This window comes from Arthrobacter sp. THG-b23 (genome assembly GCF_059091265.1).
Genome location: NZ_JBNHGM010000002.1, coordinates 445,128 through 457,559, shown reverse-complemented (window position 1 = coordinate 457,559; position 12,432 = coordinate 445,128). Strand labels below are relative to the sequence as shown.

The 12,432-nt window shown below is 67.5% G+C and carries 14 protein-coding genes and 1 riboswitch; of the genes, 9 read left to right on the top strand and 5 right to left on the bottom strand.

Going from position 1 to position 12,432, the window contains the following annotated elements; genetic code table 11:
- Positions 1-24 precede the first annotated feature (24 nt).
- Positions 25-1,035: a thioesterase domain-containing protein gene (locus tag AC5RVD_RS05780; RefSeq protein ID WP_494126338.1), complete on the top strand. Its 1,011-nt coding sequence runs from the start codon at positions 25-27 to the stop codon at positions 1,033-1,035.
- Positions 1,036-1,287: 252 nt separating this feature from the next.
- On the opposite strand, the gene AC5RVD_RS05775 is transcribed toward AC5RVD_RS05780, so the two are convergent.
- Entirely contained in the window at positions 1,288-1,779 is a 492-nt protein-coding gene (locus AC5RVD_RS05775) for a YciE/YciF ferroxidase family protein (protein ID WP_494106917.1), read from the bottom strand.
- 380 nt (positions 1,780-2,159) lie between these two features.
- On the opposite strand from AC5RVD_RS05775, the gene AC5RVD_RS05770 reads away from it, so the two are divergent.
- Positions 2,160-2,762, top strand: a complete 603-nt coding sequence (locus AC5RVD_RS05770; RefSeq protein ID WP_494126463.1) for a TrmH family RNA methyltransferase — start codon at positions 2,160-2,162, stop codon at positions 2,760-2,762.
- A gap of 254 nt (positions 2,763-3,016) precedes the next feature.
- Here AC5RVD_RS05770 and AC5RVD_RS05765 read toward each other — a convergent pair whose 3' ends face one another.
- On the bottom strand, positions 3,017-4,084 hold the full coding sequence (locus AC5RVD_RS05765; RefSeq protein ID WP_494126337.1) for an NUDIX domain-containing protein: 1,068 nt from the start codon (positions 4,082-4,084) through the stop codon (positions 3,017-3,019).
- Between the two features lie 182 nt (positions 4,085-4,266).
- On the opposite strand from AC5RVD_RS05765, the gene fbaA reads away from it, so the two are divergent.
- The 3 genes from fbaA to AC5RVD_RS05750 all read left to right on the top strand — a co-directional run bounded on the left by fbaA (position 4,267) and on the right by AC5RVD_RS05750 (position 6,626).
- Positions 4,267-5,289 carry a class II fructose-bisphosphate aldolase gene (gene fbaA, locus AC5RVD_RS05760; protein WP_493977221.1) on the top strand — a complete coding sequence of 341 codons (1,023 nt, stop codon included), beginning with the start codon at positions 4,267-4,269 and terminating at the stop codon, positions 5,287-5,289.
- Positions 5,290-5,712: a DUF3151 domain-containing protein gene (locus AC5RVD_RS05755; RefSeq protein WP_494126336.1), complete on the top strand. Its 423-nt coding sequence runs from the start codon at positions 5,290-5,292 to the stop codon at positions 5,710-5,712.
- Between the two features lie 194 nt (positions 5,713-5,906).
- Positions 5,907-6,626: a cyclodeaminase/cyclohydrolase family protein gene (locus AC5RVD_RS05750; protein ID WP_494126335.1), complete on the top strand. Its 720-nt coding sequence runs from the start codon at positions 5,907-5,909 to the stop codon at positions 6,624-6,626.
- Between the two features lie 58 nt (positions 6,627-6,684).
- Here AC5RVD_RS05750 and AC5RVD_RS05745 read toward each other — a convergent pair whose 3' ends face one another.
- On the bottom strand, positions 6,685-7,077 hold the full coding sequence (locus AC5RVD_RS05745) for a VOC family protein (protein WP_494111072.1): 393 nt from the start codon (positions 7,075-7,077) through the stop codon (positions 6,685-6,687).
- Positions 7,074-7,367, bottom strand: coding sequence for an ArsR/SmtB family transcription factor (locus AC5RVD_RS05740; RefSeq protein WP_494126334.1), 294 nt, complete (start codon positions 7,365-7,367; stop codon positions 7,074-7,076). The genes AC5RVD_RS05745 and AC5RVD_RS05740 overlap by 4 nt, the downstream gene beginning before the upstream one ends.
- Before the next feature lie 105 nt (positions 7,368-7,472).
- Here AC5RVD_RS05740 and AC5RVD_RS05735 point away from each other — a divergent pair, with 105 nt between their 5' ends.
- Entirely contained in the window at positions 7,473-7,901 is a 429-nt protein-coding gene (locus AC5RVD_RS05735) for an SRPBCC family protein (RefSeq protein WP_494126333.1), read from the top strand.
- A gap of 204 nt (positions 7,902-8,105) precedes the next feature.
- A complete protein-coding gene (locus tag AC5RVD_RS05730; RefSeq protein ID WP_494126332.1) occupies positions 8,106-8,726 on the top strand; it encodes a thymidine kinase in 621 nt (206 codons plus the stop codon).
- Between the two features lie 110 nt (positions 8,727-8,836).
- Here AC5RVD_RS05730 and AC5RVD_RS05725 read toward each other — a convergent pair whose 3' ends face one another.
- Positions 8,837-9,700 carry a DUF72 domain-containing protein gene (locus AC5RVD_RS05725; protein WP_494126331.1) on the bottom strand — a complete coding sequence of 288 codons (864 nt, stop codon included), beginning with the start codon at positions 9,698-9,700 and terminating at the stop codon, positions 8,837-8,839.
- A gap of 512 nt (positions 9,701-10,212) precedes the next feature.
- On the opposite strand from AC5RVD_RS05725, the gene AC5RVD_RS05720 reads away from it, so the two are divergent.
- Both AC5RVD_RS05720 and AC5RVD_RS05715 read left to right on the top strand, forming a co-directional pair.
- Positions 10,213-11,502, top strand: coding sequence for an adenylosuccinate synthase (locus tag AC5RVD_RS05720; RefSeq protein ID WP_493988550.1), 1,290 nt, complete (start codon positions 10,213-10,215; stop codon positions 11,500-11,502).
- Positions 11,503-11,605: 103 nt separating this feature from the next.
- Positions 11,606-11,716, top strand: a riboswitch (TPP riboswitch).
- Positions 11,717-11,748: 32 nt separating this feature from the next.
- Positions 11,749-12,420, top strand: a complete 672-nt coding sequence (locus tag AC5RVD_RS05715) for a YkoF family thiamine/hydroxymethylpyrimidine-binding protein (protein WP_494126330.1) — start codon at positions 11,749-11,751, stop codon at positions 12,418-12,420.
- The last annotated feature ends 12 nt before the right edge of the window (positions 12,421-12,432 follow it).

Here is a 12,432-nt window from a genome sequence, read left to right as displayed (position 1 = left end):
GCCGGTGGCCGGCCCGCTCACATGATGGATGTACGCAGGAACCACGCCTTCCGCCAGCTGCGCCTGGCCAGCAGCCTGCATCGGGTTTCGCGCCGCTCGTTCCTGATCGGTGCCGCCTTCGGGCTGGGCACCGCCGCCGACCTGGCGGCCACCCGGGCCATCCAGGAGATGCGCAACGAAGCGCAGATCCTCACGCTGGACGACGAACGCGCGGACCGGCGCTTCCCCCGCACCAGCTGGGTGCTCTTTCCGGGGTACAAGACCAGCTGGGAAGAGGGCCTGTGGATCTTAAACTCGTTGCGCGGCGGCCTGGTGGATCGCGGCCGGCTGGCGGTGGCGGGGTATTCGAACCGCGGCCTGGACCTGGCCGAATTGACCGAGGTGCTGCAGAAGCACATCCAGGACAACGACCTGCAACGGCTCTACTTCTACGGGCACAGCTTCGGCGGCATGGTGGCCGTGGAAATGACCGCCCGCCTGCGCGCCAAGGGCTTCCCGGTGGAGCTGATCCTGATGGATTCGTCCCCGTACAGCCGCTTCGATGTGCTGGACAAGACCATGTTCGAAGGCGTGGTCTTCCTGTTCGAGGCCGGCTACCGGGTGCCCAGTTACGTGCGGGGCGGATACGAGCTGGGCGAGCGGATCGTGCACAAGGATGAGCGCAGCTGGCGCCAAATCGTGGAGCAGACCATGGAGCAGCTGTCGCCGCTGGCCGTGTCCAGCACGCTGATCCAGTCCCAGTCCTCGTACATCTATCACTTCGACGCGTACCGCTTCCGCCACAGCATCGGCGACACCCGCATTGCCTGGATGGGCAACCCGGGGGATCAGACGGTCAACTACTCAACCGCCCGGCGCAGCTGGCTGGTCAACTATGAGGCGAACTTCCTCACCAACAACTTGGTCACCGAAGGGGCCCGGCCGGCCCATGCCAGTCCGCAGTGGAATTCCGCGATCTACGTGCCGATCATCCAGCAGGTGGTGGACGAATTCTTCCCGCTGCCGGTGGTCGGCGCCCGCAAGCGCTACTACTGACAAGGGCAGCGGGCGGCAGCGGGGTTCCACCCGCTGAGCGTCACGGGGAGCTTGGCTGAGAACGCGGAGCTGAGCGGTGCCACGGGAGACGTGAGCGGCCGCTGCGGTGGAGCGGAGCGGCAGGCATGCGAAGGGGAGCGGTGCCGCTGCACGGCTCTCCGCTCCCCTTCAACTTCGTGCGCCGGCCGGGTATTCACGTGCCTGCTGCGCTATCCGCGTAAGCCGACCCGGCCCACGCGTGGTCCAACCGCGCTACTTGGCGACGGCTTCCTGGGCGAGCTTCCGGCCGAACTCGGTCAGCTTGTCCCGAGTGCTTTCCTCCTGGCCCAGGATCTGCTGAAGCAGTTCGACGACTTCGGTCTGGCCCTGGGCCTCCGCGGAGGTAATCAGCGTGGTGTAGCAGGCGACCTCATGGTGTTCCGTGTCCAGCGCCCCGGCCACGATGACCATGTCCACCAAGCTGGGGTCCACCTTGTCCAAGGCGGCCTGCGCTTCCTCGGCCAGGCCCTTGCTCACCGGGGAGCGCTGCTCCTTGGCCTCCAGGCCCAAGACCTTGAAGCACTTTTCGATATACGTGATCTGTTCGCGGGTCTCGTCCTGGTGGTGGCTGAGCATTTCCTTCAGCTCTTGGCTCCGTGCAACCTTCTGGTTCTCTTCGAGCATCTTGAGCACATCATGTTCCGACCGCAGGGCGACGCCCAGCTTGAAAGCGAAAAGTTCCTCGGGGGTGGTCAGTTCAGCCATTGAAACTCCTTTTCCGATGAATCGTTACTCAGCATGCTTATCATCCTCGATTGATCGTGCACAACCTGCCGTAGGCCCGTCGGGCGGCTCCTGCCACGGAGCCTCACGCGCCACGGTGCGTGAGGCTGCCGTCTGTCCCCTAGGCTTGTGGAGTGGAAGAAAAAGCAGGTGAAACCGGGGGCGGACCGAGGTTGACCGGCGGTTCGGGCGAGCGGCCGGATGCCCCAAAGGCGGCCCCCAATGATCCCGAAATCGACGGGTCGGAGGTGGCCCCCAATGGCCCCGAAACCGACGGGTCGAAGACTGCCCCGAACGGCTCCAAGACCGGCGCGCGCGAAGCCGCCCCGAACGCCTCCGTAACCGACGGGCCGGAGCCGGCCATCGGCGTCGGGCCGTGGGACGGACCGTTGCCCGACGGCGACCATTGGGACCCGCAGCTGCTGGCCGACGGCGACCGACGCAACGTGACTGACCAGTACCGCTACTGGAAGCACGAGGCGATCGTCGCGGACCTCGACACCCGCCGGCACAACTTCCACGTGGCCATTGAGAACTGGCAGCATGACCTCAACATCGGCTCGGTGGTGCGGTGCGCCAACGCCTTCCTGGCCAAGGAAGTGCACATCATTGGACGACGGCGGTGGAACCGGCGCGGGGCGATGGTCACCGACCGCTACCAGCACGTCCGGCACCATCCCACCGTGCAGGACTTCGTGGCGTGGGCGCAGGGCGAGGGCCTGCGAATCATCGGTATCGACAACTTCCCCGACTCGGTGCCGCTGGAGACCTACGACCTGCCGGAGAACGCCGTGCTGGTGTTCGGGCAGGAGGGGCCCGGGCTGACGCCGGAGGTCCACGCCGCGGCCGATGCCACGCTGTCCATCGCGCAGTTCGGCTCGACCCGGTCTATCAACGCTTCCGCCGCCGCGGCCATCGCGATGCACGCGTGGATCCGGCGCCACGTTTTCGCCCAGCCGGTCTAGCGCCACGCACGGCGTTTGCGGTGCGCTGCGGCGCCAGGCGCGGCTAACTTCCCAGCTTTAGCAATAACTGTCCACGTTTTGGTTGCCCACAGGCCCCTGACCTGCGGCGATGCTTCGGGACCCGCCGAAACATGGACAGTTGGGGCACCGGCAGGGCCCGGAAAAGGTGACCACTGTATCGATGGGCCCGGTGCCGAGGCTGCGGTTCGGCGGAAACTGACGGTTTTGGAGTGGCGCGGAGCTGGAGCCCGCAGTCAGCCGAGCAGGTCCAGCAACGCTCCGGCGCCGACGGTGCGCGCCCCGAGGCTTTCAGCCCGTTCGCGCAGCCCGCGGTCCGACGTTGCCACTGTCACCGGCGCCTCGGGGTCGGTGCCGAACGCCTTCTCCACCTGAGCCACAATCTCGTCGTCGCCCGACCCGGCCGCGTGCACCACTTCCATTTCCACACCTCGGCGGCGCGCGGCCGAGGCCTGGGCTGCTGCCTCGCCGTCCTGCTCCGTCACCGGGGAGTCCGCGGCGACGCGGGCCCGTGCCCGGTTCGCCCCGCCGTCGTGCCCATCTGGGCTTGCAAATTCTGCCGGACGTGCCTGCCCATCCGGGTTCCCCGCACCTGCCGGCCCCGCCGGCCCCGCGGGGGCGGCATCCTTTGCGGCGCCTTCCAGCACGACGACGGTGCGCGGCCACACGGTGCCGGCGGGCACCTCCAACAGGTCCGCGGGAAGCCCCAGCTCCAGGGCGGTGTGCAGCGAGGCGAGCAGCCGGCGCGCGGCGCCGGGGCGGTCCTTCCACCAGCCGTCCGGCCGGGAGCCGACCACGTTGGCCGCGTCGACCACAAGCACCGGCGGGTGCTCCAGCAGCGTGCGGAGCCTGGGCCACGCCTCGCCGAAGTGCGGATGCAGCGGCAGCTGGTCCACCTCATCCAGCGGGACCCAGGCCAGGGCCAGGCTTTCGGCGTCGGTGATTTCCGGTTCAAACGGGCGAACGGTCCTGGCTGCGGCGGTTGTGTATGACCAGAAGCCCAGGTCCAGCACCGAGGTGAACAGCGGCGCCAGCGCGTCGACAGGGACGTCGGCTTCTTCGTTGGCCTCGCGCAGGGCGGCATCAACGGCCGGCTCGTCCTGATGCCGCGCCCCGCCGGGAATTCCCCAGGTGCCGCCGAAGTGGCTCCACTGCGCGCGGTGCTGGAGCAGGATGCCGCGCTCGCGGTCCACCGCCAGCAGCCCGGCGGAGCCAAACCGGCCCCACATCCGCGTGCCGTCCGGCCCCTCCACCCAGGCGTCGCCGGGATCGCGCGGACCGTGGAATGGCGGGGTCTCAGTCATGATTCCAGCTTGCCACGGTCGGCGGCGCCACGTGGAGGGCCCGGAGCGACCCGGCGGCTCAACCAGGCAACGGGCGTAACCCCGGTTCACAGTCGCCGCCGCAGCCGCTGCCCGGACACGAGTCGATAGGATGGGCTCAGAGGCAACGCCTTCGAATCCGTATCGCTAGCCAAGGAGTCAGCATGCCCGTTGCAACCCCTGAGATCTATGCCGACATGATTGACCGCGCCAAGGCGGGCGGCTTCGCCTACCCGGCCATCAACGTGACCTCCTCGCAGACCCTTAACGCCGCCTTGCAGGGCTTTGCCGACGCCGGTTCCGACGGCATCATCCAGGTGTCCACCGGCGGCGCCGCCTACTGGTCCGGCGCCGGGGTCAAGGACATGGTCGCCGGCTCGCTGGGCTTCGCCGCCTTCGCCCGCGAAGTAGCCAAGAAGTATCCGGTCAACGTGGCGCTGCACACCGACCACTGCCCGAAGGACAAGCTGGACGGCTTCGTGCTGCCGCTGCTGGCCGAGTCCGAGGCTGCCGTGAAGCGCGGCGAGGACCCCATCTTCCAGTCGCACATGTGGGACGGGTCGGCCGAGACGCTGGAGGAGAACCTGCGCATCGCCGAGGACCTGCTGGCCCGCACCGCCGCGGCCAAGATCATCCTGGAAGTGGAAATCGGCACCGTCGGTGGCGAGGAAGACGGCGTCGAAAATGAGATCAACGAAAAGCTCTACACCACCGTCGACGACGGGCTGAAGACCATCGAGGCGCTGGGCGCAGGGGAGAAGGGCCGCTACATCACCGCGCTGACCTTCGGCAACGTGCACGGCGTGTACAAGCCGGGCGGAGTGAAGCTGCGCCCCGAGCTGCTCAAGCAGATCCAGGCCGAGGTCGGTGCCAAGATCGGCAAGACCAATCCGTTCGATCTGGTCTTCCACGGCGGCTCCGGCTCCTCCGAGCAGGAGATCGCCGACGCCGTGGCCTACGGCGTCATCAAGATGAACGTGGATACCGATACCCAGTACGCCTTCACCCGTCCGGTCGCCGGCCACATGTTCAGCAATTACGACGGCGTGCTAAAGGTGGACGGCGAGGTCGGCAACAAGAAGGCTTACGACCCGCGTGTCTGGGGTGCGGCCGCCGAGAAGTCGATGGCAGCCCGGGTTGTCGAAGCGGCTGAACGGCTGGGCTCGGCCGGAAAGTCGGTGAAGTAAATGACCGAATCGTTCCGCACCAACTTGCTGGGCCCGGAGCCGACCTACCTGCCGGAGGAGACCGACGTCCTGGCCCGGCTGGAGGCCGGCGACGAAGCTTTGGACCTGGCCGCGAAGTTCCCCACCTCCTCACTGGTCTGGGCGATCCTTGCCGACGAGGCCTACTCCGAAGGCCGGACCATCGACTCGTACGCCTACGCCCGCGTGGGCTACCACCGCGGCTTGGACGCCCTGCGCCGGGCGGGCTGGCGTGGAGCCGGCCCCATCCCCTGGGAGCATGAACCCAACCGCGGATTCCTGCGCGCGCTCTACGCCCTGGGCCGCGCCGCTGGTGCCATCGGCGAGGCGGAAGAAGTGGACCGGATCGGCAAGTTCCTGGCCGACTCGGACCCCAACGCCAAGGCGGCCATCGAAGACGCCTGATCAGCAACAAATTCCTCGGGGTGGAAAACGGGAGCTCGCCGCACGGCAGCTCCCGTTTTCGGCCCCTGGGCGGGGGCTGTCCCGTGTCCGCCAGCCCGTCCGGCACTTTCCTGCAGATCCGTTGTTGGGCATGATGCAGAGATGGGAGCAGGCAGCAGCGGCCCGGCCGCTGGATCAACGGAAGGAGCCGGATCGTGAGCGGATCCGAGACCATCGACGAGTATCTGGGACGGCTCGGTTCCAACCAGCCCACGCCCGGCGCCGGCGCGGTCGGCGCGATCCACGCGGCGCAGGCAGCGGCGCTGATCGGCATGGTGACACGGTTTACCGAGCGGAGTGCGGCGAAGAACAACGACGGCGGCGCCTCCGCGGGCTCGGGGCACAACGACGGCGGTACTTCCGCGGGCTCGGCGCGCGACGACGGCGGTGCCTCCGCCGACTCCGGCCCGGATCCGGACCTGGACGCCATACTGGCCGAGGCCGGCGATCTGACCCGGGCGGCAGTGCACGCGGCAGTCTCCGACGAGGAGAAGTTCCGCAGGGTCGTCGACTGCTACAAACTCCCGACCACAACAGACGACGAACGCAGCCGTCGCAGCGCGGCCATCCGGGAAGCGCTCGTGGAGGCGACGCTCCCGGCGAGGGCCCAGCTGGACCTGGCCTCCGCCGTCGTGCGTCTGGGCACAGAGCTGGTGGGGGTGTGCAATCCCAACGTCCTGAGCGACATTGCCGTGGCCGCGGAAGCGGCGCGGGCCGCCGCCGCCACGGCACGGATCACGGTCGAGGCCAACCTGGCCTCCATCCGGGAGGATTCCATCCAGGAGTCGCTGAAAGAACACACGCAGAAGGCGGACGACATGGTGCGACGAGCCGAAGAGCTGTCAGCGTCGGTCCGGCGCCGCGTCCTGGACTGACCGGTGCGCGAGTAACGGAGCGCGGCCCCGCCGCGCGCTCGATGGAGCGAGACCCCGGCTAGGCCTGCTTCGTGCTGGCAATTTGGATGAGGTTGCCGCAGGTGTCGTCAAACACGGCCGTGACAACCGGTCCCATGTCGGCAGGCTCCTGAACGAACTGCACTCCCAGCGCGGTCAGGCGCTCGTACTCGGAGTGCACGTCGTCGACCCCGAAGCTGTTGAAGGGGATGCCGTCGGCGACCAGGGCTTCCTTGAACGGCTTCACCGCCGGATGGCCGGACGGTTCCAGGAGCAGTTCCACGCCGTCCGGGGCCGATGGCGAGACAACGGTCAGCCAGCGGTCGTCGCCGACGGGAACATCGTTCTTGAGCTGGAACCCCAGCTTCTCGGTGTAGAACTCGAGGGCCTTCTGCTGGTCGTCCACAAAAATGCTGGCGGTGGTGATGATCATGGTGTCTCCTTCGAAGAGGGCGGGAGGTTGGCGAGCCATTCCCTCGCATGGCTTAGCGGGGCAGTATCCAGATGGTGGATGGTGGTGCGTCCACGGTTGCTGGCGGTCACCAAGCCGGCCTCACGCAGAATCGCGAGGTGCTTGGTGACAGCCTGACGGGTGATGGCGAGATGGTGGTTGTTGATCAGGCGCACGGTCAGCTCGAACAGCGTCTGGTCGTTGTGCGCGGCCAGTTCGTCCAGCAAGATCCGCCGAGTCGGATGACTTAGGGCCTGGAAAACCGTGTCCACCCTTCCATGATAGGCAACCTCTAGGTTGCCTATCAAGCGCGCGACCTTGCCTTCGATCGGCCGCGCGGTCTTTCGCCGCGGCATCCGGGCAGGCATGATGCAGGTATGGGTGCGAACACGGCATTCACGGCCACCGAGCAGGTCTATGTGCCGCCGGCGCGGGCGTGGGCGCTGTTGACGGATTGGGCCGCGGCGCCCGCATGGATGCCCGGCGTGAACGAGATGCACGCCGAGGGGCCGCTGGCGGTCGGCCAGGCCATCAGCTTCCGCTCGCAGGGCCACGACCGCAGCAGCACGGTGACCGAGCTCGACGTCGGCCGCAGCATCACCATTACCTCGTCGGAGGGGGACGTGCGGGCTGACTACCGCTACGAACTGGACGGCGACGGCGGCGCGACCCGGCTGACGCTGACTGCCGACGTCGTCGTCAGCGAGGAGCTGGCCGGCATGGCGGAACAGATCCGGCGGGCGATCGCGGAGGCCGATTCCGGCCAGCTGGCCAGCTTCAAGCAGTTTGCGGAATCCGCGCCGTGATTGCCGCCAAGGCGCTGCGCGGACGCCATGCTGATCGCGGTCGTGCGCTGCGAAGAGGCCGCCCTGATCCCGTTCGTGCGCTGCGCGGAAGCCGCGCGCCGACCCTGTCTTGCGCTGCGGGGGAGCCGCGCGCCGACCCTGCTGCCGTCCGCCCGGCTTCCGGCTCAGTAGAATCGACTGCTGGGACCGCTTGAAAGGACTGCGTTGGCCAAGCTCTACTTCCGCTACGGGGCGATGAACTCCGGCAAATCGACCGGATTGCTCCAAGTAGCCTTCAACTATGAGGAGCGCGGGCAGCGCGTGTTGCTGGCCAAGCCGCAGATGGACACCAAGGGGGACAGCAAGATCGTCTCCCGGCTGGGCATGGCCCGGGACGTGGACTTCCTGATCCGCCCGGGTGAATCCGTTCGAGAGCACTTCGGCCGGGTGGCCGCCGGCGAGGATCCCGAAGCCCTGCTGGAGCACGTGGACGTGCAGCCGGTGGCGTGCCTGCTGGTGGACGAGGCTCAGTTCTTGGAGCCGGAACAGATCGACGACCTGTTCCGCATCGCGGTGATGGACAACGTGCCGGTGCTGGCGTACGGCATCCGCACCGACTTCCGCACCCAGGCCTTCCCGGGTGCCCGCCGGCTGCTGGAAATCGCCCACTCCCTTGAGGAGCTGAAGACCATTTGCCGCTGCGGCCGCAAGGCGGTCTTCAACACGCGCCGCGTGGGCGGGGAGATTGTGTTCGACGGCGAGCAGGTTGCCATCGACGGCGAAGACGTCTGGTACGAGTCGCTCTGCGGCACCTGCTACCTCGAGGCCTCCGGCGGCGCGCTGTAGCTCATAGGGCGGCACGCTCTAGGTTAGGCGGCGGTGGGCCGCGGGTTCATGGGCGGAACCCGGCAGCGTCCGTCTGCCGCGGGTGGGCACGCGTTGGCGCTTCCCGCTGGTCACGGGCCGGTAGGCAGGCCCAGCCTTTGCGCCAGCCCGATCGCGTTGAACGGTGCGTGGACCTTGACGTCGTTGTCGAAGTACACGTAAGCATCCCGGCCCGCGCCGTCGGGGCAGCCCGAGCCGTCCAGCCATCCGGCGACCGTCGATGCCAGCCGGTCCAGGTCTTCGTCCCGGTAGCCGCTGACGTAGAGTTCGTCCTTTCCGTGCAGCCGGACGTAGGCGAAGTCGGCCGTGATCTCGTCCAGCATCGGCCACTTGCCGGCGCTGTCGGCCAGCACCAGGGCAGTGTTGTGCCGGCGCAACTGGTCGAAGAACTCCTCGTTGATGAACGTGGTGCTGCGGATCTCGAGGGCGTGGCGCAGCGGCCGGTCGGCGCCGTCGTCGGGGATCCAGGTCCGGTCCTTCATCAGGTCGGTGTGCCCGGCGGCCAAGGCGGCGGCGGCGTGCGTGCTGCGCGGCAGTTGGACCAGAAACTTTTCCATCACCTCGGCGTCGTAGTTGGCCCGCTCGGGCAACTGCCACAGGAACGGTCCGAGCTTTTCGCCCAGGCCCAAGACCCCCGAAGCGTAGAAATTCGCCAAGGCGTCGCGGACGTCCTTCAGGCCCTTCATGTGGGTGATGTACCGCCCGCCCTTGACCGCGAACACGAAGTCCGGAGGCGTCTCGGCGTGCCACTGCCGGAAGCTGGAGGGGCGCTGCAGCGAATAGAACGTGCCGTTGATCTCGACGGAATTCAGGTGGCCGGAGGCATACTCCAGCTCGCGGCGCTGGGGCAGGCCCTTCGGGTAGAACGTGCCGCGCCAGCGCGGGTATCGCCAGCCGGAAATGCCGATCCGTGCCATCGGTTGAGAGGGGGCCATGTCCCGCAGGCTACCCGGCCCAGGCGGTGCAAGCCAGAGCAAGCCGCGCTCCCTCGTCGTGCTGTGGGGCGTTGCGCATCCTTTGAACCGCTGCCGCATCCGGGCACAAGAAGCCCCGCTTTTTCGAGTGGAGAGAAGATGCACGCTTATGCCCGGTTTCGCTGCATCTTCTCTCCACTCGACGCGCCGTCCCGGGTTCCGCCCCGGAATCGACGTCCCGGGTGCGGTAGTTGGAGGGGCTGCAATAGCTGAGGGGTCGCAACCGCTTTCCGGCTTCGGCCCCGGGAGCGACGTCCCGCTCCGGGAGCTAGGGGCCGCGATCGCTTTCCGATTTCCGCCATGGAACCGATTGGGCGGCGCGGATTCCGGTCGTTTGGGGCCCATCGGCTAAACTTGGCGGGTAAGAGCCCCAAATACTCCACCCGGAGTGAGGGGCGTTCTCATGCGCGGCAGCGGCTCCTTGATGTGCAGTCTGTCCGGGGCTTCCGCCGCATCGAATGGGGGAGGATCCCATGCCAGCAATTGTGATCGTCGGAGCCCAGTGGGGCGACGAAGGAAAAGGCAAGGCTACCGACCTGCTCGGCGGCCGCGTGGATTACGTGGTCAAGCCGAACGGCGGCAACAACGCCGGGCACACCGTCGTCGTCGGCGGGGAGAAGTACGAGCTGAAGCTGTTGCCGGCCGGCATCCTGTCCCCCAACGCCACTCCGATCATCGGCAACGGCTGCGTGGTCAACCTTGAGGCCCTCTTCGAGGAGATCGACGGGCTCGAGGCCCGCGGCGCGGACACTTCGCGGCTGCGCGTCTCCGCCAACGCCCACCTGGTGGCCCCGTTCCACCAGACCATGGACAAGGTGACCGAACGCTTCCTGGGCAAGCGCGCGATCGGCACAACCGGCCGCGGCATCGGCCCCGCCTACATGGACAAGGTGGCCCGGCTGGGCATCCGCGTGCAGGACGTGTTCGACGAATCGATCCTGCGGCAGAAGGTCGAAGGCTCGCTGCGGCAGAAGAACGAACTGCTGGTCAAGGTGTACAACCGCCGGGACGTGCACGTGGAGGAAGTCGTGGAGTACTTCCTGTCCTTCGCAGAGCGGCTGCGCCCGATGGTCATCGACTCCACCTACGTGCTGAACAAGGCGCTGGACGAGGGCAAGGTCGTGCTAATGGAGGGCGGCCAGGCCACCTTCCTGGACGTGGACCACGGCACCTACCCGTTCGTGACCTCCTCCAACCCGACGGCCGGCGGCGCGTCCGTGGGCTCGGGCATCGGCCCCACCCGGATCAACCGTGCCGTCGGCATCATCAAGGCGTACACCACCCGGGTGGGCGCCGGGCCGTTCCCCACCGAACTGTTCGACGACATGGGCGAGTACCTGCAGAAGAAGGGCGGGGAGTTCGGCGTGAACACCGGCCGGCCGCGGCGCTGCGGCTGGTACGACGCCGTGCTGGCCCGCCACGCCGCCCGGGTCAACGGCTTCACGGACTACTTCGTAACCAAGCTGGACGTGCTCACCGGCATCGAACAAATCCCGGTCTGCGTGGCCTACGACGTGGACGGCGTCCGGCACGACGAAATGCCGATGACCCAGACCGAGTTCCACCACGCCAAGCCGATCTTCGAGTACTTCGAGGGCTGGACCGAGGACATCACCGGCGCCAGGACGCTGGAAGACCTGCCGGAGAACGCCCGCAACTACGTGCTGGCGCTCGAAAAGCTCTCCGGCACCAGGTTCTCCGCCATCGGCGTGGGCCCCGACCGCGACCAGACCATCGTGGTCCGGGACCTGATCAGCGAATAGCAGGACTGACGACGGCGGGGCGCGGGCAGCGATGTCCGTGCCCCGCTGCGTTACCACCCCCTGCTTAAACCTTTCGCGGGCGGTGCGCGCCATGGGTTAGACTCGTGGGCAACACGGGAGTCCGGTGAGCCGGGCTGAGAGGAAACTTCTCAAGTTTCGACCGTCGAACCTGATCTAGATCATGCCAGCGCAGGGACGTTGACTCTTTACTACCCGTGCCCCGTTTAACAACCTAAGGGCGCGAAAATGCGAACATCAGACTCGATCGTCACCGCGACGAACACCCCTACTGCTGCCGTGCGCAGCGATAAGTTCACCGCCACTCCCCGCGAGTTCGGCGTGGGCGCGAGATTGACCCTGGCGGTCATGGCCGACAACTACGCCGACGTCATCCTGACGGCACTGGACCAGGCCGACGCCACCGGCCTCGAGGTGCAGACCGGCAAGGTGAGCACCTACCTGACCGGCGCCGAGCAGGATGTCCTGCGCTACTTGAGCCAGGTGATTGCCGCGGCGGGACGCACCGGGGCGCACGTCTCGGCCTCCGTGCTCCTGTCCCGGGGCTGCCCCGGCGGCGTCAGCTGCGAAATACCCGAGGGAGGCGCCGCCCTGTACTCGGAGATCCCGGAGCTGGAGCCCACCGGAATCGAGGCCGCAGCCGACTGGGCGCTGTATCCCCTGGCCGACGGCGGTACCGGCGGTGCCTCAGCCGACCACATGCGCGATATCTACGCCGCCATCGACTATGCAAAATCCACCGGTGTTGCGGTTCGGGCGGAGCATTTTGTCACCCGTCTGGACGGCGATGTGGCCCAGGTGCTGCAGGCCATTGCCGCCGGCTGGATCCTGGTGGGCCGTTCCGTCCAGCACGTCACGACGCACGCGACGCTGTCCATCAACAGCCCCAGCGCCTCCTGAAGCGGAAGGACC

Coding starts and splice junctions, on each gene's coding strand:
- AC5RVD_RS05780 (WP_494126338.1), top strand. CDS start 25: ATGGATGTACGCAGGAACCACGCCTTCCGCCAGCTGCGCCTGGCCAGC.
- AC5RVD_RS05775 (WP_494106917.1), bottom strand. CDS start 1,779: ATGGCTGAACTGACCACCCCCGAGGAACTTTTCGCTTTCAAGCTGGGC.
- AC5RVD_RS05765 (WP_494126337.1), bottom strand. CDS start 4,084: ATGACTGAGACCCCGCCATTCCACGGTCCGCGCGATCCCGGCGACGCC.
- fbaA (WP_493977221.1), top strand. CDS start 4,267: ATGCCCGTTGCAACCCCTGAGATCTATGCCGACATGATTGACCGCGCC.
- AC5RVD_RS05755 (WP_494126336.1), top strand. CDS start 5,290: ATGACCGAATCGTTCCGCACCAACTTGCTGGGCCCGGAGCCGACCTAC.
- AC5RVD_RS05745 (WP_494111072.1), bottom strand. CDS start 7,077: ATGATCATCACCACCGCCAGCATTTTTGTGGACGACCAGCAGAAGGCC.
- AC5RVD_RS05735 (WP_494126333.1), top strand. CDS start 7,473: ATGGGTGCGAACACGGCATTCACGGCCACCGAGCAGGTCTATGTGCCG.
- AC5RVD_RS05725 (WP_494126331.1), bottom strand. CDS start 9,700: ATGGCCCCCTCTCAACCGATGGCACGGATCGGCATTTCCGGCTGGCGA.
- AC5RVD_RS05720 (WP_493988550.1), top strand. CDS start 10,213: ATGCCAGCAATTGTGATCGTCGGAGCCCAGTGGGGCGACGAAGGAAAA.
- AC5RVD_RS05715 (WP_494126330.1), top strand. CDS start 11,749: ATGCGAACATCAGACTCGATCGTCACCGCGACGAACACCCCTACTGCT.